Here is an 18114-nt window from a genome sequence, read left to right on the forward strand (position 1 = left end):
CCTAAGAGGTCTCCCCTTGTCGTACAAAATTCTGGTCCTGGTGTCCGAGGCGTCCAAGTTCGAGCTGGACAATCACTCGATCATTCCCAGTGCCCTCTACCGCGAAGGCCACGAGGTGCACATCGGTGACATAGACACCCTGTGCGTGCACGAGTCGGTCGTGGTGTGCGACCGGATCAAGCTGTCCGACGAGTTCGTCAGCGGAGGGGACTTCCCCTCGCTCAGCGAGTCGTACGCCCCGGCCGAGGACTTCGACCTCGTGTGGGTCCTGGCCGGCACCCACCCGGAGTCCGGCACCGACTCGTTCCAGCTGCTTTGGCTGCTGAACCAGCGCGTGCCGTTCGTCAACGACGCGACCGCGCTCTTCTACCTCAACACCAAGATCAACTTGGGTGCCATCGTGCCGCCCGAGAACCTGCCCGTCTCGTATGTCTCGAACGACTTCGACTTCCTGAACGACCTGGTCGAATCCGACGGCGAACGGTCCTGGGTGGTCAAGCCCACCAACGACGGCTGCGGCGCGGACGTGTATGTCGTCAACAAGAGCGACCGCAACCGCTCCGCGCTCCTCGGCTCCGCGACCGGCAACGCCATGTCCCGCCAGGGCAGGTACGGGCGCGACATCATCGGCATGGCCAAGCGCCACACCGCGGTCCAGGAGTACATCCCCAACATCCGCACCAACGAGAAGCGGGTGATCATCGCGGGCGACGAGCCGGTGTCCGGCTTCCTGCGCTTTCACCCGGAGAACGACAACCGCTCGAACGCCACCCTGGGCGCCCGCTTCGAGGCACTGGAACTGACCGCTGAGGAGCGCGAGTTCATCCGGGTGCTCGGCAAGCGGATGATGGACCTCGGCATCTTCTACTCGGGCATCGACCTGGCCTTCCCCTACGTCGTCGAGGTGAACATGGTCAACCCGGGCGGGCTGAGCTACCACCAGCTCGCCACCGGCGAGGACAAGTCCTCCGACGCGGTGAACACCGTGCTCGCCGCCCTGCGCGCCGCCGGGAAGCTGTCATGAGCGTGTGGCCGTGGCTGGACCCGCGCGCCGTGACCGCGTGGTCCGACTTCGAGGCCACCGGCGAGGCGGAGGCGGACCGCAAGGAATTCGCCGAGGCCGTCCACCGCCCGGACTGGAACCACGTGTACCCGCCGCACATCCTCTCCGTGACGGCCGCCGACGAGGTCGAGACGGCCGGCGTGCGGCTCTCCGGGCTGATCTCGGCCTTCCCGCGCCGGGTCTTCGGAGACGACCTCGACGCGTGGACCGCCTACCTCGGCATACCGGAAGGCGACGCCCGGCTCATGTGCGAGGCGATGCGCAGCCCCCGGCTGAGCCGGGTGGCCACCGCCTTCATGCGCCCCGACCTCGTGGTGACCGACGAGGGGTGCCGGCTCGTCGAACTCAACGTGGCCGCGTCGCTCGGCGGTCTCAGTACCTGTGCGCCGTACACCAAAGCCACCCTCCGGTCCGCCTACGCCCGGTTCCTCGACGCCCGCGGCCTCAGCGTGCGCGGAGTCGACACCTCGCAGGTATGGCTCGACGTGCTCGCCGGCCTCGTCGAGCGGCACGGGGACGGGCCCCTGCACGTCTTCGAGGCGACCGCGGACCCGGCGGACCTCGACTCCGGACGCCGGTTCTTCGTCGACATGGTCCGATCGGCCGGGCACGCCGTCAGCTGCGGACTGGTCCACGACCTGGAACTGACCGATGAGGGTGCGTACTTCGCGGGTGAGCGCGTGGACGCCGTGTTCACGGCGTACACCTGGCACGAGACCAAGCAGTTCGTCCCGCCCTCCCTCACCCGCAGGCTGATGGAGCTCGACACCGCGCGGAAGGTCGACTTCATCGGTTCACCCGCGGCGGCCCTGTACGACGACAAGGTGAACCTCACCCTGCTCTTCGACGCCGAGTTCGCCGCTCTGCTGACCGACGAGGAGCGGGCCCTGGTCCAGCGGTACGTACCGGAAACCTTCCGGCTGACCGCGCGGAACCTTGAGCGGGCGTTCGCCCTGCGAGAGGAGCTGATCTGCAAGCCCGCCGACGCCTTCGGCGGCAAGGGCCTGGTGTTCGGCGCCCTGTTGGACGAGGCCGCCTGGCGGGACGTGCTGGCCGAGCGGCTCCAGAACCCCGCCGAGCGGTACATCCTTCAGCGCCGGCTGAGCCCGGCGGTCGTCGAACTCCCCGGACCGCCGTCCTCCCGGCGGGAGGTCGTTCTGGCCCCGCTCGTGTTCGGCGGCCGCTACGCCGGCACGTTCGTCCGGCAGGCCGCCCCGACGGCGGGATCGGCGATCAACGCGTCCAGTGGCGCGGAAGTGGCCGGGGTGCTGACGTTCCGGGACTGAGCACCGACAACGCACAGCCGCCTTACGGCGATCCCGGTGGCGGTGGCGGTGGCGGTGGCGAAGGGCGGGCCGGTGGCCGCACGCCATGAGGCGGACCCCGCTCCGATGGTGGAGCTAGGCAGACACGGCCACCGGTAAGACCCCGAGCTTGTCAGCACCCGAAGTACGCGCAGCCTCGCCACCTTCCCCGTGCACGTCAAAGGAGATTCCGGCCGGCTCCCCTTCGGGAACGACGGGGTGCCGCCGGCCGGTGACAGCCGGACAGCCCCGGACTCGGGATGGGGAGCCTCCGGCGCTTATGGCGGCGCTACGCCGGCCACGCTAAAGTGCCCTGACCTGCACGAAAGCCCTCCACGGGGGAGGGCTTCGGGGTGGGACGGGAAGAAGTGCCCCCGGCAGGACTCGAACCTGCGGCCAAGTGCTTAGAAGGCACCTGCTCTATCCACTGAGCTACGGGGGCCGGAAGGTGGCCGTGGTGGCCTGGAGCCCCTGGGTGGGGGTGGGGCTGTGGTCCGTGCCGGGTCAAGGATAGGGCTCCGGTTGCCTTGTCCCGGTTGCTTCACTCGCGTGCCACGATGTGGAGGTTCGGTGAAGCGGTCCCGATAATCGCAGGCAGGTGCGATTCTCGCACCGCTTTTGCGCCGTGGCGCCCTGGGTGTTGTGCACTCGTTATGCCTGCGCCCCACTCGTCCGCTGTGTCCGGGATGTGCCGCTGGAGTAGCGCTCGGCGCGCAGAGGACGTATAAGCTTCAAAAATGCTCCTAAATTGGGCATTCTTCGCATGTGGTGACCTTGGATGTTCGGCCTCAGCTGCTCGATGCCCTGTCCGCCCTGCGCGACCGGGTCGCGTCCGTGCGTCTGCCGCTGCCCCTGCCCGGCGCCCCCCGCGCCCGCCAGACCAGAGCGGAGCTGCTCGCGCAGCTCGACGACTACCTCGTACCCCGGCTGAAGGCGCCGGAGGCGCCGCTGCTCGCCGTCGTCGGCGGGTCCACCGGGGCCGGTAAGTCCACCCTCGTCAACTCCCTCGTGGGGCGCCAGGTGAGTGAAGCCGGGGTACTCCGGCCCACGACGCGCACCCCCGTCCTCGTCTGCCATCCGGATGACCACCACTGGTTCGCCGGAGTGCGGGTGCTGCCCGATCTGATGCGGGTCTGGGCCCCCCAGGACGACGAGGACACCCCCGCGTCCGCCCGGCGGACCCCCCGCCGGCCGGGTGACAAACACGGGCACGGGTACCCGGCCACGACCCGCGAGGTCCGGATCGAGACCGTCTCGACCCTGCCCCGCGGCCTCGCCATCCTCGACGCCCCCGACATCGACTCCCTCGTCGTCGACAACCGGACGCTCGCCGCGCAGCTCATCTGCGCCGCGGACGTCTGGGTCATGGTCACCACCGCCTCGCGGTACGCCGACGCCGTTCCCTGGCACCTCCTGCGCACCGCGAAGCAGTACAAGGCCACCCTCGTCACCGTTCTCGACCGGGTCCCGCACCAGGTGCTCGCCGAGGTCTCCCGGCAGTACGGGGCCCTGCTCACACGGGCCGGGCTGGGCGAGGTGCCCCGCTTCACGGTGCCCGAGCTGCCCGAGTCGGCGGGCGGGGGCGGGCTGCTGCCCGCCAGCGCCGTGGCACCGCTGTTCGCCTGGCTGGCGCACCACGCGCAGGACCCGGCCGCCCGCCAGTACGCCGTCGGGCGCACCGCCCTCGGCGCGCTCGATTCCCTCGGGCGCCGGATGCCGGAGCTCGCCTCGGCCGTCGCGGCCCAGCACGCCGCCGCCGTACGGCTGACCTTCGCCGTCGAGGACGCCTACAAGAGGGAGGGCAAGCGGGTCCGGGGCCGCCTGGACCGGGGCGCCGTACTCGCCGGGGACGCGCTGACCCGCTGGCGCGGTTACCCACTCGACACCAGCGCCGACGAACTGCTCGACTCCCTCGCGGAATCCCTCGCGGCGCTGCTCCAGTGCGCCGTCGCCGCCGCCGACGAACGCATCGCGGAGGCCTGGCGCCGCGAGCCCGCGGCCGGCGCGGTGTCCCTGCCCGCCCCCGACCGCGAAGCGGCGGAACGTATCGGCGTGGCCGTACGCCGCTGGCGGCGCGTGCTGGAGGAACTCGCCGAGGAAGAGGTCGCGCGGCTCGACAAGCAGCCCGCGCCCGACCCCGACGGGGTCGCTGCCCTGGTCGTCGCGGCCCTCCTCGGCGGCAAGCGGGCCCGGCCGGCCGGGGAGAAGCTCGCCGAACGGATCGGAGTACAGGCCGCCGTACGCCTGCGCGACCGGGGCGGCGAGCTCGTCGCCGAACACCTCGACCAGGTGCTGCGCGCCGAACGCGACCGCCGCCTCGCCCCGATCGAAGCGCTCGAAGTCAGTCCCGAACCCCAGGCCGAGCTGATCGCCGCGCTGTCCGTACTGCAGAAGGAGAGGTGACGCGGTGACCGCCCTGACCGACCGCACCGACGACCGCTGGGACGACGGACTGATCGCCCGTTCACGCCCCCGGACCAGCGAGGACGACTGGCCCGTCGGCGGTGACGAGGAGGGCGACGAAGCACTCGTACGAGCGGTTTCCGGAGCCGGAAGCGACGGAGGCAAGGCCCCCGCGCCCCCGCTCAGCCCCGAGGCGCAGGCCCTGCGCGTCCGCCTCGACGCGCTGCGCCAGCTCATCGGGCTGTCCCGGACCAGGATCCTCGACGGAAAGACCCTCGCCGAAGCCGGACGGGTCCTGGACGAGGCGGCCGCGCGCCGCGGGCTGTCGGCGCAGCACACCGTCGTGGCCATCGCCGGGGCCACCGGAAGCGGCAAGTCCACGCTCTTCAACTCACTCGCCGGAGTGCAGATCTCCGAGACCGGGCTGCGCAGGCCGACGACCGCCGCACCCATCGCGTGCAGCTGGTCCGACGGCGCCGCCGGACTGCTGGACCGCCTGGAGATCCCCGGGCGGCTGCGCCGCCGCCCCCGGGAGACCTCGGAGGCCGAGGCGCTGCGCGGCATGGTCCTCGTCGACCTGCCCGACCTGGACTCGGCCGTCGGGGCCCACCGCGACCACGTGGACCGGGTACTGGCGCTGGTCGACGCGGTGGTGTGGGTGGTGGATCCCGAGAAGTACGCGGACGCCGTCCTGCACGAGCGCTACCTGCGCCCGCTGGCCGGGCACGCCGAGGTGACCTTCGTCGTGCTGAACCAGGTGGACCGGCTGCCCGGGGAATCGGCCGATCTCGTCCTGGACGACCTGCGCAGGCTCCTCGACGACGACGGGATCGCGCTCGGCGAACACGGCGAGCCCGGAGCCACCGTCATCGGACTTTCCGCCCTTACGGGTGAAGGCGTCGGGGAACTGCGCGAGATGCTCGGACAGTTCACCCAGGAGAAGGGCGCCGCGACCCGCCGCATCTCCGCCGACGTGGACAAGGCCGCGGCCCGCCTGCGGCCGCTCTACGTGGCCGACGGCCACGCCGGGCCGGAGATCGGGGAGACCGCGCGCGCCGAGTTCGAGGACCGCCTCGCCGAGGCGGTCGGGGCGTACGCGGCCGGGCTCGCCGCCGAGCGCGCCTGGCGGCGCAACGCGGGCAAGGCCTGCGGCACCCCGTGGCTGCGCCTGTGGCGGTGGTACGAGAGCCGGCGCGCCCCGCGCTCGCTCGGCGGCCTCGCCGCGCTGGCGGCCATGGGGCGTTCCGCGGCGGCCCCCGAGCTGCCGGTCGAGGAAGAGGTGACGGCCCGCCAGCGGGTGGAACAGGCCGTACGGACCGTCGCCGACGAGGCGGTCATCGGCCTGCCCGACCCCTGGGCCCAGGCCGTACGGGAGACCGCGGTCCGAGGCGCCGAAGGGCTCCCGCAGGCGCTGGACGAGATCGCGGTGACCCTCGGGCCGGTGGTCGCCATGCCCAGCGCGCGCCCGCCGCGGCCCTCGTGGTGGCCGGCGGCGGTGCTCGCGCAGGCGGCCATGACCCTGCTCCAGATCTACGGCGGGCTGTGGCTGGTCGGGCAGATCGCCGGGGTCCTGGCACCGAACCTGATGCCGCCGGTCCTGCTGATGGTGGCCGGCATCATCGGCGGACCGCTCGTGGAGTGGGCCTGTTCGATCGGGGCCCGGGGCCCCGCGCGGCGCTACGGCCAGGACGCGGAGCGCCGGCTGCGCCAGGCGGCGGCCGGCTGCGGGCGGGCCCGGGTGCTGGAGCCGGTGGCGGCGGAACTGCTGCGCTACCGGGAGGTGCGCGAGCAGTACGCGACGGTGGCGAAGTTGTCCACAAGCCGTCAGTAGTCCACAGCCGCCGACGGGTTCCGGCCGTCCGGGCCAGCATGGTCCTACGCCGTGCGGATGGTCCGGACGGGTAGGGAACGCGGGTCGGGGCGGAGCGCGGTCGAGCGCACCGCCGGACCCCGGAAGGGCGGCCGGGATGAACGACACCCAGGTGACGCTGGTGGGTTACGTGGCCACGCAGATCGACTACAAGGACACCGCGAGCGGTCCGGCGGCCCGGTTCCGCTTCGCGGTCACCCCGAGGTACTACGACCGGAAGAAGGAGACCTGGGCGGACGCGCCCACCAGCTTCTACACGGTGTGGGCCCGGCGCGGCCTCGCCGTGAACCTCGCCGGTTCCGTGTCCGTCGGCGAACCGCTGGTGGTCCACGGAAGGCTCCGGGTGCGGGAGGACCCGCCCGACGGGGAGGGCAACCGGTGGTTCTCGGCCAACATCGACGCGACAGCCATCGGGCACGACCTGAACCGCGGCACGGCGGCCTTCCGGCGGGTCGTCAGGACGGACGTGCCGCTGATGGCCACTCAGAAGGCGGCGGTGGTCTGAGTGTTCGAGGAGGCTAGGATTCCCCGGTACTCACGGGCACCTGGGCCTTCGGCCCGAAGGGGAAGACTGTGTCGATTGCCGTTCCCGCTCCCTCCACTCCTGCCGCCGCCGCCGGCGTCGCTCCTGGCCGCCCTCCGGGCGGTGTTCCGGTTCCGGTTGCCGCGCGGGCCGGCGGCGCACCGGCGACGCGCACCACGGTCGTCGCGGCCATACGGGGCTCCGTACGGCGGCCGATCGCGATGGCCCTGCTCGCCGCCGCGCTGGCCGGCGCCCCGGGCGCGGTGGCGGTCGCCGACACCGGTCCGGCCACACCCCGGACACCGGAGGGAGCGAGCGCCGTCCTCGACGGGCTGAAGACCTACGGACAGGCCGTCCTGCGCGGCCCGGACGGAACGGTGCGCCGGATCCCGGCCGGGCTGTACGAGATGCGGGTCGACGGTGGCGGCATGCTCCAGACGTACGGAGTCGGTGTCGCGGGCGCCGCGCAGCCCCAGGCCCGGTTCACGGAGATCGGATGGGGCGGCACGCCGCTCGCCGGGAACGGCGAGGCGGGCCGGATCCGCTGGGTACTGGAGCACTCCTACCCCCAGCTGAACGATCTCGCCGGTCTCGCCAAGGCCGCCGGAGCCGCGGCGCTCACCGCGGAGAGCGCCGCGGCCGGGACCCAGGTGGCCATCTGGCGCCTCGCCGAGGGAGTGGCGGTGGAGGCCGTCGACCCGGCGGCGGAGAAGCTGGCCGACTACCTCCAGCGGGCGGCGCGCAGGCTGCCCGAACCGCCGGCGTCGCTCGCGGTGGATCCCGGCGAGGTGTCGGGCCCGCTGGGTACCCGGATCGGCCCGGTCACCGTCCGTACGGGTGCGCGGAGCGTGAGCGTGACCCCGGACCCGGCGGCCCTGGCCATGGGAGTGCGGGTGGTCGACGCCCGGGGCCTGCCGGTCACCTCCGCGGTCAACGGAGCGAAGCTGTACTTCGAGGTGCCGGAGGGGACGGCGGACGGCAGCGCCGAGGTCACCCTCCGCGGGAACACGCGCGTGCCCGTCGGCAGGGTCTTCACCAGCGGGGTCCCGACGCAGGTCCAGATCGTGGCCGGCTCCAGCGAGTCCGCCGCGGTGGCCACGGCGACGGCCACGTGGCCGCAGCTTCCCGTCGCCCGGTCCGCGGACGAGGCGGCGTCGGGCGGGGCCTCGGCCGGGGCGTCCGACGGGGCGATGACGGCGCTGGGCGCGCTGTCGGCCTCCGCCGCCCCGGCACCGGAGCCGGAGACCTCCGGGGAACGGCTGGCCGCCAGCGGCAGCTCGGCGGCCACCCCGGTGATCGCCTCCCTGGCGGTGGGCCTGGTCGTCCTGGGCGGCCTGGTCGTCCTCCTCCTGCGCAAGCGCCCCCTGGAGGACGGCCCCGGCCCGGAGCGGGCGACGGCCCCGGAGTAGGGCCCGGAGCGGGACCCGGGCCCGGAGCAGGAGCAGGACCGGAGCGGGACCCGGGCCCGGAGCGGGACCCGGAGCGGGGACACGGGCCCGGAGCAGGAGCAGGACCGGAGCGGGACCCGGACGCGGACCCGGAGCCGGAGCAGGACATGGACCGGCGCGCCCGGGATCGGGGGTGGGCGGGTGCGGTGGCTGGTTGGGATCCGGGGGTTCGGGTAGAGGCAGGAGATGGCTGATCAAGAACTGACCTGGCGGGGCGCGGTCGCGCGAGGGGACCGGTGGCTCTTCGACGTCGTGGCCGGGCGGCACTGGCCCGGGGCCGACCGGGTGCTGCCGCGGCTCGGCCGGGCCGCGAACCACGGGCTGCTGTGGGGCGGGGCCGCCGCGGGGATCGCCGTCCTCGGCTCGGCCGGGGCCCGCAAGGCGGCCGTGCGCGGGGTCGCCTCCCTCGCGTTGGCCTCCGCGACGATCAACACCGTCGGCAAATGGTCCGTACGCCGGCCGCGCCCGGTGCTGGACGGGGTACCAGCCGCGCGACAGCTCACCACGCAGCCGCGGACCACCTCCTTCCCCTCGGGGCACTCCGCGTCCGCGTTCGCCTTCACCGCCGGAGTGGCGCTGGAGTCCCCGCTCTGGGGCGCCGCGCTGGCCCCGGTCGCCGCCTCCGTCGCCTTCTCCCGCGTGTACACCGGCGTGCACTACCCCTCGGACGTGCTCGCGGGCGCCGCGCTGGGCGTGGCGGCCGGAGTCGTCGTGCGCCGCCTCACCCGGGACGCCCAGGAGGCCCGCATCGTGCCCGGCGACGAGCGCGCCGCCGCGGCACCCGCGCTGCCCGACGGGGCCGGTCTCACGGTGGTGGTGAACACCGGGTCGGGCACGGCCGCCACGACGGGGCTCGACGTACTGCTGCGCGAGCGGCTGCCGAAGGCCGAGCTCGTCGAGTGCGAGGGACAGGACCTCGCCGCGGAACTGGCATCGGCGGCCGAGCGGGCCGCCGTCCTCGGCGTGTGCGGCGGCGACGGCACCATAAACGCCGCCGCCACCGCCGCGCTGCGCGCCGGGATCCCGCTGGCGGTGTTCCCCGGCGGCACGCTCAACCACTTCGCGCTCGACCTCGGCCTCGCCGGGATCGAGGACACCTGCCGGGCCGTGGCGGACGGCCACGCCGTCCACATCGGCGTCGGCCGCTTCACCCCGGGCCCCGGCCCGGACCCGCAGGACACCAGGGCCGGGTACTTCCTGAACAACTTCAGCATCGGGGCCTACCCGGAGCTGCTCGGCACCCGGCTCCGCTGGGCCCCCCGGATCGGCGGCGGCCCCGCCGCCCTCCTGGCGGCGTACCGGGTGCTGCGCGCCGAGCGCCCGGTACGGCTCAAGCTCGCCGGGAAGCCGCGCAGCGTCTGGCTGCTCTTCGCGGGCAACGGCACCTACCAGGGCACGGGCCCGGCGCCCCGCTACCGCAAGAGCCTGGGCGAGGGTCTCCTCGACATCCGGCTCGTCCACGGCGGCGGCCGCCCCGGCCCCCGCCTGCTCGCGGCCGCCTTCGCGGGCCCGCTGACCCGCTCCCCGGTCCACGTCGCCACCCGGCTGCGCAGCCTGCGCGTGAGCGACATCCCCGCCGGCACCCCGCTCGCCTACGACGGCGAGTACGCCCAGGCCCCCACGGCCCTGGTCCTGGACGACCTCCCGGACGCCCTCACGGTCTACCGCCCCCGCTGAGCCCGGCCCCGGCCCCGGCCGCGGCCCTGGGCGCCGCCGGAGGCCGGGGGCGCAGGCCCGCGCTCACACCATGCCGAGATCGGCCCGCATGGTGCTCCGCATGACGTTCGAGCATTCCGACAGTCTGAGCAGCTCGGCATGGATCTCCTCGAAGGAGCAGTCCGGCCCGGGAGCGCCCTCGGCCAGCCGCATCGTGCGGGCGTAGGCCCCCGCCATGCCCCGGGTCATCGAGTCCAGTTCCAGAAGGACGGCGGCGGAGGCGATCATCTGCGCCTGCGCGAAGGCGGCGTGATGGCTGCCCCGGGCTTCCTCCAGCGCCGCCCGCGCGGGCGCGGGCCGCTCCGCCGGATCCGCCGGCGCGTTCGGATCCGCCGACGCGTTGTGGACGGCCCAGAGGAAGGACATCAGCGCGATGCGGTAGCGCCGGTACGCGGCGTTCGTCGCCGCGTAGCACTCCCGCTTGCGATCGCGCTCCGCCAGCTGCTGCTCCCGGGCCCACCCCACCTGCGCGACCCGCTGCTCCCGCTCGAACTGCGCCGCCTGCACCCGCGCCACCATCCGCTGCGAAAGCACCGTCGCGAGCAAAGTTCCGGCCACGCCGACCACGGCCGCGCCGAGCGCGATCAGTCCGCTGTCCATGCGTCCCCCACGTCCCCCACCTCGGCCGCAGCCCCCCGCCACGCCCTCGTCGGCATCATCCTGCCGTGCGGCACAAGGCCTCGGGACCGTTTGGCGGACCCCGTCGCGGTGGTCGCGGGGCCGAACGGGTTTCCCCCCAGGGGTGGACCTCAGGCAAGATGGGGTGTATCTGCCCACCCATCGATCTGCCGGACGGTTTCTCTTGGCTGAGTTCATCTACACCATGCGCAAGACGCGCAAGGCGCACGGCGACAAGGTGATTCTTGATGACGTCACCCTGAACTTCCTGCCCGGCGCGAAGATCGGTGTGGTCGGCCCGAACGGCGCCGGTAAGTCCACCGTCCTCAAGATCATGGCGGGGCTGGAGCAGCCGTCCAACGGCGAGGCGTACCTGTCTCCCGGCTTCACCGTCGGCATCCTCATGCAGGAGCCCAAGCTCGACGAGTCCAAGACGGTCCTGGAGAACGTCCAGGACGGCGCGGCCGACATCATGGCCAAGCTGAAGCGCTTCAACGAGGTCGCCGAGGAAATGGCGACCGACTACACCGACGCGCTGCTGGACGAGATGGGCAAGCTCCAGGAAGTCCTGGACCACGCCAACGCCTGGGACCTCGACGCCCAGCTGGAGCAGGCCATGGACGCCCTGGGCTGCCCGCCCGGCGACTGGCCCGTCACCAACCTCTCCGGTGGCGAGAAGCGCCGCGTGGCGCTCTGCAAGCTGCTGATCGAGGCCCCGGACCTGCTCCTCCTCGACGAGCCCACCAACCACCTCGACGCCGAGTCGGTGAACTGGCTGGAGCAGCACCTTTCGCAGTACAAGGGTTGCGTCATCGCCGTCACCCACGACCGGTACTTCCTGAACAACGTCGCCGAGTGGATCCTCGAACTCGACCGCGGCCGCGCCATCGCCTACGAGGGCAACTACTCCACGTACCTGGAGAAGAAGGCCACCCGTCTCAAGGTCGAGGGCCGCAAGGACGAGAAGCGCCAGAAGCGCCTCAAGGAAGAGCTCGAGTGGGTGCGGTCGAACGCCAAGGGGCGTCAGACCAAGTCCAAGGCCCGCCTCGCCCGCTACGAGGAGATGGCCGCCGAGGCGGACAAGATGCGGAAGCTGGACTTCGAGGAGATCCAGATCCCGCCGGGCCCGCGTCTGGGCTCGATCGTGGTCGAGGTCAACAACCTCAACAAGGCGTTCGGCGACAAGGTCCTGGTCGACGACCTGTCGTTCACGCTGCCGCGCAACGGCATCGTGGGCATCATCGGCCCGAACGGCGCCGGCAAGACCACGCTCTTCAAGATGCTTCTGGGTCTCGAGGCGCCGGACTCCGGCGACGTCAAGATCGGCGAGACCGTCAAGATCTCGTACGTCGACCAGAGCCGCGCCAACATCGACCCCAAGAAGTCCCTGTGGGCCGTCGTGTCGGACGAGCTGGACTACATCAACGTCGGCCAGGTCGAGATGCCGTCGCGCGCGTACGTCAGCGCCTTCGGCTTCAAGGGTCCGGACCAGCAGAAGGCCGCCGGCATCCTCTCCGGTGGTGAGCGCAACCGCCTGAACCTGGCGCTGACGCTCAAGGAGGGCGGCAACCTGCTGCTCCTCGACGAGCCCACCAACGACCTCGACGTCGAGACCCTGTCCTCGCTCGAGAACGCGCTCCTCGAATTCCCCGGTGCGGCCGTGGTCATCTCCCACGACCGCTGGTTCCTGGACCGGGTCGCCACGCACATCCTGGCGTACGAGGGCGAGTCCAAGTGGTACTGGTTCGAGGGCAACTTCGAGTCGTACGAGAAGAACAAGATCGAGCGGCTCGGCGCGGACGCGACCCGTCCGCACCGTGCCACCTACAAGAAGCTCACCCGAGGCTGAGGGCCGAGGAAACGGGCCATGGCCAGACACCACTACCGATGCCCCCTCCGCTGGGCGGACATGGATGCCTTCGGGCACGTCAACAACGTCGTCTTCCTCCGCTATCTGGAGGAGGCGCGGATCGACTTCATGTTCCGCCTCGCGCCGGGGGAGGGCAGTGAGTCCTTCACGGGCGGTTCCGTCGTGGCCCGTCACGAGATCGACTACAAGCTGCCCCTCGTGCACCGCCACGAGCCGGTCCTCATCGAGTCCTGGGTGACCCGGATAGGCGCCGCGTCCCTGACCATCCGCTACGAGGTCAAGGACGAGGCGACCGAGGACGCGCCGGAGACGGTGTACGTGCGCGCCGAGACCGTGGTCGTGCCCTACAACCTCGCCGAGGGGCGGCCCCGCCGCATCACGGCCGAGGAGAAGCTCTTCCTCCAGGAGTACCTGGACGAGCCGAAGAAGACACAGGGCATCGCGGCATGAACGAGCAGCTGCACTTCGCCGACTCCGGGGAGGCGGCGGACCTCGCCGCCTTCCTGGGCCGGCTGGTGCACTACGACCGCGCCGCCGCCGTCCGCCTGCAGGCGCAGGCCGGCGGTGGCGCGCTCGCCGTTTTCGGGCGGCCGCCGTCCTTCGACGTCCTGGCCGTCCGCACGGTGCGGCTCTCCGCTCCGCTCTCCGCTCCGCTCGACCTGACCGTTTCGGCCGGGGAGCTGCTGGAGTCGGTCGACGAGGGCGAGCGGGCCGGAGCCGTCGTCCCGGCGGCCGTCACCGGACCGCCCTGGGCGGGCGTGCTGCCGCCCCGCGGCGGCTGGACCCCGGTGGCCGGGCTGCCCGGCCCCGAGGCGATGGCGAAGGCCGTGGCGGGCGCCGTCGCCGAGTTCCGGGCCCGCGACGAGGCCCTGCCCCCGCAGCACCGGACCCGCTCCGAGCGCGACCGCATCGGCCGCGAGATCTGGTCCCGCACGCTGGGGGACACCGAACTTCCGCTGCGCGCCGTGCACGCCGCGCAGTCCCTGGGCTTCCTGCGGCCGGTACGGTCCACCGTGCCCGCCGCCCCCACCGCGGCCGGAGCCCCCGAGCTCGTGGCCCTGTTCGCCTCCGGCGGCTGGCTGCGGCTGCGCACCCCGTACGGGTCCGTGGCCACGCGCCGCCCCGGCGGCCTCGGCACCCTGCTCGTCCGGCCGGTCTAGCCGGCCACGCCCTACGGGATCCCGTACGTCCTAGCCCGCGGTGTTGATCATCGACGCGGCGGCGTACGTCAGGTACCGCCACAGCTGCGCCTCGTGCTCGGGCGCGAGGGCGAGCTCGTCCACCGCCACCCGCATGTGGGCCAGCCACGCGTCGTGCGCGGCGGCGTCCACCTGGAACGGCGCGTGCCGCATGCGCAGGCGCGGGTGGCCGCGGTTCTCGCTGTAGGTGTTCGGGCCGCCCCAGTACTGCATCAGGAACAGCGCGAACCGCTCCTCGGCCGGACCGAGATCCCCCTCCGGGTACATCGGGCGCAGCAGCGGGTCCTCGGCGACCCCCTGGTAGAAGCGGTGGACCAGGCGGCGGAAGGTGTCCTCGCCGCCCACCAGTTCGTAGAAGGTCTGCTCCTGGACCGTGCCCCGCGGAATCTCATTCACCCGACCATCGTCTCAGACGCCCGGACGGAGGACTCCGGCCCTAGGACCCCGGAGTTCGGCCGGGTTCGGCTCCTGACGGCCGCGGCGCGGTCGCACCCGGGCGGTGTCCGCAGGACAGTGGAGGCATGGGCGCACACGCCGAGGTACGCGACGTGCGGGAGACCGCGCACGCCGCTCAGGTACGGGAGCTGACCGCAGCCGGGGCGCTGGAGGATCCGCGCTGGCGGGCGGCCTTCGCCGCCGTGCCCCGGCACGTGTTCGTCCCGTACTACTACACGGGCCGCGGCGCCGGTCACGAGCGGCTCTGGGCCGAGGACCCCGACCCCGAACAGCGGGCCCGCTGGCTGCGCGGGGTCTACACCGACGCCCCGCTCGCCACCCGGCTGCGCGACGGCGAACTGGTCTCCTCCAGCAGCCAGCCCTCGCTGATGGCGAAGATGCTGGAGGCCCTGGACGTCCGCGACGGGGACAGCGTGCTGGAGATCGGCGCCGGCAGCGGCTACAACGCGGCCCTGCTGTGCCACCGGCTCGGCGACGGGCTGGTCACCACCGTCGACCTGGACGAGGAGATCACCGAGTCGGCGCGCGCGCACCTGGACCGGCTCGGCTACCACCCGGCCGTCGTCACCGGCGACGGGGCGCGCGGCTGCCCCGCCCGCGCTCCCTTCGACCGGATCCTGGTGACCTGCACGATCCCGCTGATCCCGCCCGCCTGGCTGGGGCAGTGCCGGCCCGGGGCCCGGATCCTGGGCCCCTTGTCGACCGGGCTGATCGCGCTCACGGTGCGGGACACCGAGTTCGCCGAGGGCCGCTTCCTGCACACCTCGGCCTACTTCGTGCCCCTGCGCGGGGCCACGGCCGCGCCGCCGGGCACGTACGGGATGCCGCGGGGGATCCCGTACGAGCTGGTGGAGAACGAGCGCTTCCAGTTCATGCTCGTGCTCACCTCGGGAGCCCTGCATCCGAGGGAGGCGCTGGACCTGTGGCGGCGCGAGGACCGGCCGTCGCGCGAGCGCTTCGGGGTGACGGTGGGCGCCGCGGGGCAGTGGTGCTGGCTCGACGATCCCCAGGGGCCCTACGTGTGGCCCCTGGGGGAGGCCGTGGGGGAGTCGTAGGTCGGGTGCGTCGGGCGGGGGCATCGGTCGGAGTCATAGGCCGGGAGTCATAGGTCGTCTATCGACATATGTCGGTGGCCGAGCTATGTTCAGGGTGTGACTGATCAAGCTCTCCGCGAGCCGACCCTGCTGATCCTCACGGCGATCGCCGATGCCCCACGGCACGGATACGCGATCGCCCAGGAGGTCGAGAAGATTTCGGAAGGCCGCACCAAAATGCGCACCGGAACGCTCTACGGGGCCCTGGAGCGGCTCCTGGAACAAGAACTCATCGCCGTCCACGAGGAAGAGGTGGTCGACGGCCGCAGGCGGCGCAGCTACGCCCTCGCCCCGCGCGGCCGGGAGATCCTGACCGCCGAGGCGGCCCGGCTCGCGCGCACCGCGCAGGAGGCCACCCGGCGGCTGGGGCTCGGCGGGTCCGCCGCCTCCCTCGGGACCGCCCTCCGTACGGGACTCGGCCGCACGGCGGTGGGCACGTGAGCGCGCTGCTGAGGCTGTATCCCGCCGCCTACCGGCGGGAGTTCGGTGACGAGATCGCCTACGCGTACCAGGAGGCCACGAGCGGGGCGGGGGTGCCCGCCCGGGTGCGGGAAGGCGCCGACGTGGCCGGACACGCCCTGCGCATGCGGCTCGGCCTGGGCTCCGCGGGACGCCCCGGCCGGCTCCTGGCGGCGCTGGCGCCGTTCGCCCTGGTCGCCGTCGGGGCCGCCGCGTCGAGCTGGGCCGGAGTGACGGGCCGTGTCTTCACCATCGCGGGACTGGACGAGATCGGTCCGGGCTTCGCGGGGATGGTCGCGGCCTACCTCGCCATGGTGTTCGGGGCGTTCCTCGCGCTGGCCGGACGCTGGGCGGCGGGCAGCTGGATCGTGCTGGCGGGCACCGTCGTGGTGTTCGCGCTCGGTGCGGTCCGGATGGGCATCGCCTCCATCGGGTTCTCGGCGCTCATCGACGGACCGATGCTCGTGCTGGCCCTGGTGGCCGTGGCGTGCCCGCCGGACCTGAGGCCCGCTCCCCGTGTCCGCACGCGGGCCGGCGTGCTCGCGGTGATGGCGTGGACGCTGGTGCTGACGAGTGCGGTGATGCTGGTCCCGCTGGTGTACCCCTTCACCCAGCTGCGCTTCGCCGTCACGCTGGCCGCCGGACTGCTGCTGGCCGGACGCCGGGCGTTCGCCGGGCTGCGCACGGCGCCCGCCGTCCTGCTCGCGGGTCTGCCGGTCCTGTTCTTCGCCCTCCACCCCGGGGCGCTGCTCCCGCTCGCCCTGGCCGGTCTGCTCGTCCTGCTGCTGGTCGCCGCCGTGGTGGTCGGCGTGCGGGGCCGGCGCGGGGCCCGGGATCCGCTGGTCGGCGGCTGAACATCCCCGAACGCGGCGAAGCCCTCCGGTGATACCGGAGGGCTTCGCCGCGTTCGGGATCCGTGGCCGCGCGAGGTCAGCCGCGCCGGACGGTGATCGTGGTCCAGGCACCGACGTGGACCCGGTCCCCGTCGGCGAGCGGAACCGGCACGTACGGCTGGATCGACTCCTCGCCGCCGTTGATCGTGGTGCCGTTGGTGGAGTTCTGGTCCACCACGGCCCAGCTGCCGTCAGGCTGCTGGACGAGCACCGCGTGCTGGTGCGAGACGCCCGGGTCCTCCGGGGGCACCGACAGGTCGATGTCGGGGGACTCGCCCGTGGAGGCGCGGCGCCGGCCGATGGTGATCTGGCCACCGGACAGCGGGAGGTGCTGCTCGGGGGAGTACGCGGGCAGGTCGAGCCCGGAGGCCTCGGGGCCGCTGCGCTCCATCATCGCGATGAAGTACGAGCGGTCCGGACCGATCGTCGCGCTCCAGGACCCGCCCGGCTGCTGGTAGGGCTGCTGCTGGTACTGCGGCTGCGGCGCCTGGTGCTGCTGCTGGTGGTGCTGCGGCGGCTGGTGCTGCTGCGGCTGCGGCGCCTGGTGCTGCTGCTGGTGGTGCTGCGGCGGCTGGTGCTGCTGCGGCTGGGGCGGCTGGTACTGCCCCGTCCGGGACGGCTGCTGCTGGTACTGCGGCGGAGCCTGCTGAGCCTGCGGCTGCTGGTGCGGCTGCTGCTGACGCGGCTGCTGCTGGTGCTGCTGCGGGGGCGGCGGCTGCTGCTGGTACGGGGGCTGCTGGAAGTCCTGGCGCGCCGGAGGCGGCAGCATCCAGTCGTCCTCGCGCTGCAGCGGCTCGGCCGGGCGGTTGACCCGGGAGGGCCGCGAGCCCTGGTAGTCGAAGTGGTCCTGGGAGTACGCCGGCGGGGCCCCGGGCGCGCCCGGAGACGGGGGCGGCGGCCCAGGCAGGTCCGGGGACAGCGGCGTGTACGAGGTCGCGGTACGGGTCAGGAAGTTGTACCGGCACTCCTCGCAGAACGGGGCCATGGCCTCGCGCGGGGTCCGGCACTGCGGGCAGAGCTCGGCCTGTGCGGTCGGCTCGCCGGTGGGAGGGTAGCCGTAGCCGTAGGAGGGCGCCCCGGGGGTGCCCGTAGGGGCAGCCATGCGGTGGCCGCAGACCTCGCACCAGTCGTCGGAGGCGGACTGGTGCCCGTTCGGGCAGGTCGGCATCGCGGCGCTTCCTCCTTCTTCCTGCGTCAA

16 protein-coding genes and 1 tRNA gene are annotated in these 18114 nt (G+C 73.0%); 13 read left to right on the forward strand and 4 right to left on the reverse strand.

What is annotated here, in order from left to right:
* Positions 1 to 16 precede the first annotated feature (16 nt).
* Both OG730_RS27220 and OG730_RS27225 read left to right on the forward strand, forming a co-directional pair.
* A complete protein-coding gene (locus OG730_RS27220; RefSeq protein ID WP_327306701.1) occupies positions 17 to 1024 on the forward strand; it encodes an ATP-grasp domain-containing protein in 1008 nt (335 codons plus the stop codon).
* The gene (locus tag OG730_RS27225; RefSeq protein ID WP_327306702.1) at positions 1021 to 2349 is read left to right on the forward strand and encodes an ATP-grasp domain-containing protein; all 1329 of its coding nucleotides are present in this window, start codon (positions 1021 to 1023) and stop codon (positions 2347 to 2349) included. The genes OG730_RS27220 and OG730_RS27225 overlap by 4 nt, the downstream gene beginning before the upstream one ends.
* A 387-nt stretch (positions 2350 to 2736) precedes the next feature.
* On the opposite strand, the gene OG730_RS27230 is transcribed toward OG730_RS27225, so the two are convergent.
* Positions 2737 to 2809, reverse strand: a tRNA-Arg gene (locus OG730_RS27230).
* Between the two features lie 323 nt (positions 2810 to 3132).
* Between OG730_RS27230 and OG730_RS27235 the strand changes: the two genes are divergently transcribed.
* The 5 genes from OG730_RS27235 (at position 3133) to OG730_RS27255 (ending at position 10288) form a co-directional block, all read left to right on the forward strand.
* On the forward strand, positions 3133 to 4770 hold the full coding sequence (locus tag OG730_RS27235; RefSeq protein ID WP_327306703.1) for a dynamin family protein: 1638 nt from the start codon (positions 3133 to 3135) through the stop codon (positions 4768 to 4770).
* A gap of 4 nt (positions 4771 to 4774) precedes the next feature.
* Complete coding sequence (locus tag OG730_RS27240) at positions 4775 to 6601, forward strand: GTPase (RefSeq protein WP_327306704.1); 1827 nt, start codon at positions 4775 to 4777, stop codon at positions 6599 to 6601.
* A 136-nt stretch (positions 6602 to 6737) separates the two neighbouring features.
* A complete protein-coding gene (locus tag OG730_RS27245) occupies positions 6738 to 7145 on the forward strand; it encodes a single-stranded DNA-binding protein (RefSeq protein ID WP_327306705.1) in 408 nt (135 codons plus the stop codon).
* A 68-nt stretch (positions 7146 to 7213) separates the two neighbouring features.
* Positions 7214 to 8572: a thioester domain-containing protein gene (locus tag OG730_RS27250; protein ID WP_327306706.1), complete on the forward strand. Its 1359-nt coding sequence runs from the start codon at positions 7214 to 7216 to the stop codon at positions 8570 to 8572.
* Between the two features lie 225 nt (positions 8573 to 8797).
* On the forward strand, positions 8798 to 10288 hold the full coding sequence (locus tag OG730_RS27255) for a bifunctional phosphatase PAP2/diacylglycerol kinase family protein (RefSeq protein WP_327306707.1): 1491 nt from the start codon (positions 8798 to 8800) through the stop codon (positions 10286 to 10288).
* A 63-nt stretch (positions 10289 to 10351) separates the two neighbouring features.
* On the opposite strand, the gene OG730_RS27260 is transcribed toward OG730_RS27255, so the two are convergent.
* Positions 10352 to 10927, reverse strand: a complete 576-nt coding sequence (locus OG730_RS27260; protein WP_327306708.1) for a hypothetical protein — start codon at positions 10925 to 10927, stop codon at positions 10352 to 10354.
* A 202-nt stretch (positions 10928 to 11129) separates the two neighbouring features.
* On the opposite strand from OG730_RS27260, the gene ettA reads away from it, so the two are divergent.
* The 3 genes from ettA to OG730_RS27275 are packed head-to-tail and all read left to right on the forward strand — an operon-like array spanning position 11130 to position 13975.
* On the forward strand, positions 11130 to 12794 hold the full coding sequence (gene ettA, locus OG730_RS27265; protein ID WP_327306709.1) for an energy-dependent translational throttle protein EttA: 1665 nt from the start codon (positions 11130 to 11132) through the stop codon (positions 12792 to 12794).
* An 18-nt stretch (positions 12795 to 12812) separates the two neighbouring features.
* Positions 12813 to 13265 carry an acyl-CoA thioesterase gene (locus OG730_RS27270; protein WP_327306710.1) on the forward strand — a complete coding sequence of 151 codons (453 nt, stop codon included), beginning with the start codon at positions 12813 to 12815 and terminating at the stop codon, positions 13263 to 13265.
* A complete protein-coding gene (locus tag OG730_RS27275; protein ID WP_327306711.1) occupies positions 13262 to 13975 on the forward strand; it encodes a DUF8010 domain-containing protein in 714 nt (237 codons plus the stop codon). The genes OG730_RS27270 and OG730_RS27275 overlap by 4 nt, the downstream gene beginning before the upstream one ends.
* 30 nt (positions 13976 to 14005) lie before the next feature.
* On the opposite strand, the gene OG730_RS27280 is transcribed toward OG730_RS27275, so the two are convergent.
* Positions 14006 to 14410, reverse strand: coding sequence for a globin (locus OG730_RS27280; protein ID WP_243334938.1), 405 nt, complete (start codon positions 14408 to 14410; stop codon positions 14006 to 14008).
* Positions 14411 to 14535: 125 nt separating this feature from the next.
* On the opposite strand from OG730_RS27280, the gene OG730_RS27285 reads away from it, so the two are divergent.
* From OG730_RS27285 to OG730_RS27295, 3 genes are all read left to right on the forward strand, one after another.
* Positions 14536 to 15525 (forward strand): methyltransferase domain-containing protein, encoded by a 990-nt coding sequence (locus OG730_RS27285; protein ID WP_327306712.1) that lies wholly within the window; start codon positions 14536 to 14538, stop codon positions 15523 to 15525.
* A gap of 96 nt (positions 15526 to 15621) precedes the next feature.
* The gene (locus OG730_RS27290; protein ID WP_327306713.1) at positions 15622 to 16005 is read left to right on the forward strand and encodes a PadR family transcriptional regulator; all 384 of its coding nucleotides are present in this window, start codon (positions 15622 to 15624) and stop codon (positions 16003 to 16005) included.
* Complete coding sequence (locus OG730_RS27295; RefSeq protein ID WP_327306714.1) at positions 16002 to 16877, forward strand: hypothetical protein; 876 nt, start codon at positions 16002 to 16004, stop codon at positions 16875 to 16877. The genes OG730_RS27290 and OG730_RS27295 overlap by 4 nt, the downstream gene beginning before the upstream one ends.
* Before the next feature lie 76 nt (positions 16878 to 16953).
* On the opposite strand, the gene OG730_RS27300 is transcribed toward OG730_RS27295, so the two are convergent.
* Positions 16954 to 18084, reverse strand: a complete 1131-nt coding sequence (locus OG730_RS27300) for an FHA domain-containing protein (protein ID WP_327306715.1) — start codon at positions 18082 to 18084, stop codon at positions 16954 to 16956.
* Between the last annotated feature and the right edge of the window lie 30 nt (positions 18085 to 18114).

Source organism: Streptomyces sp. NBC_01298 (assembly GCF_035978755.1).
Classification (GTDB): domain Bacteria; phylum Actinomycetota; class Actinomycetes; order Streptomycetales; family Streptomycetaceae; genus Streptomyces.

Coding starts and splice junctions, on each gene's coding strand:
- OG730_RS27270 (WP_327306710.1), top strand. CDS start 12,813: ATGGCCAGACACCACTACCGATGCCCCCTCCGCTGGGCGGACATGGAT.
- OG730_RS27225 (WP_327306702.1), top strand. CDS start 1,021: ATGAGCGTGTGGCCGTGGCTGGACCCGCGCGCCGTGACCGCGTGGTCC.
- OG730_RS27260 (WP_327306708.1), bottom strand. CDS start 10,927: ATGGACAGCGGACTGATCGCGCTCGGCGCGGCCGTGGTCGGCGTGGCC.
- OG730_RS27275 (WP_327306711.1), top strand. CDS start 13,262: ATGAACGAGCAGCTGCACTTCGCCGACTCCGGGGAGGCGGCGGACCTC.
- OG730_RS27245 (WP_327306705.1), top strand. CDS start 6,738: ATGAACGACACCCAGGTGACGCTGGTGGGTTACGTGGCCACGCAGATC.
- OG730_RS27285 (WP_327306712.1), top strand. CDS start 14,536: ATGGGCGCACACGCCGAGGTACGCGACGTGCGGGAGACCGCGCACGCC.
- OG730_RS27255 (WP_327306707.1), top strand. CDS start 8,798: ATGGCTGATCAAGAACTGACCTGGCGGGGCGCGGTCGCGCGAGGGGAC.
- OG730_RS27300 (WP_327306715.1), bottom strand. CDS start 18,084: ATGCCGACCTGCCCGAACGGGCACCAGTCCGCCTCCGACGACTGGTGC.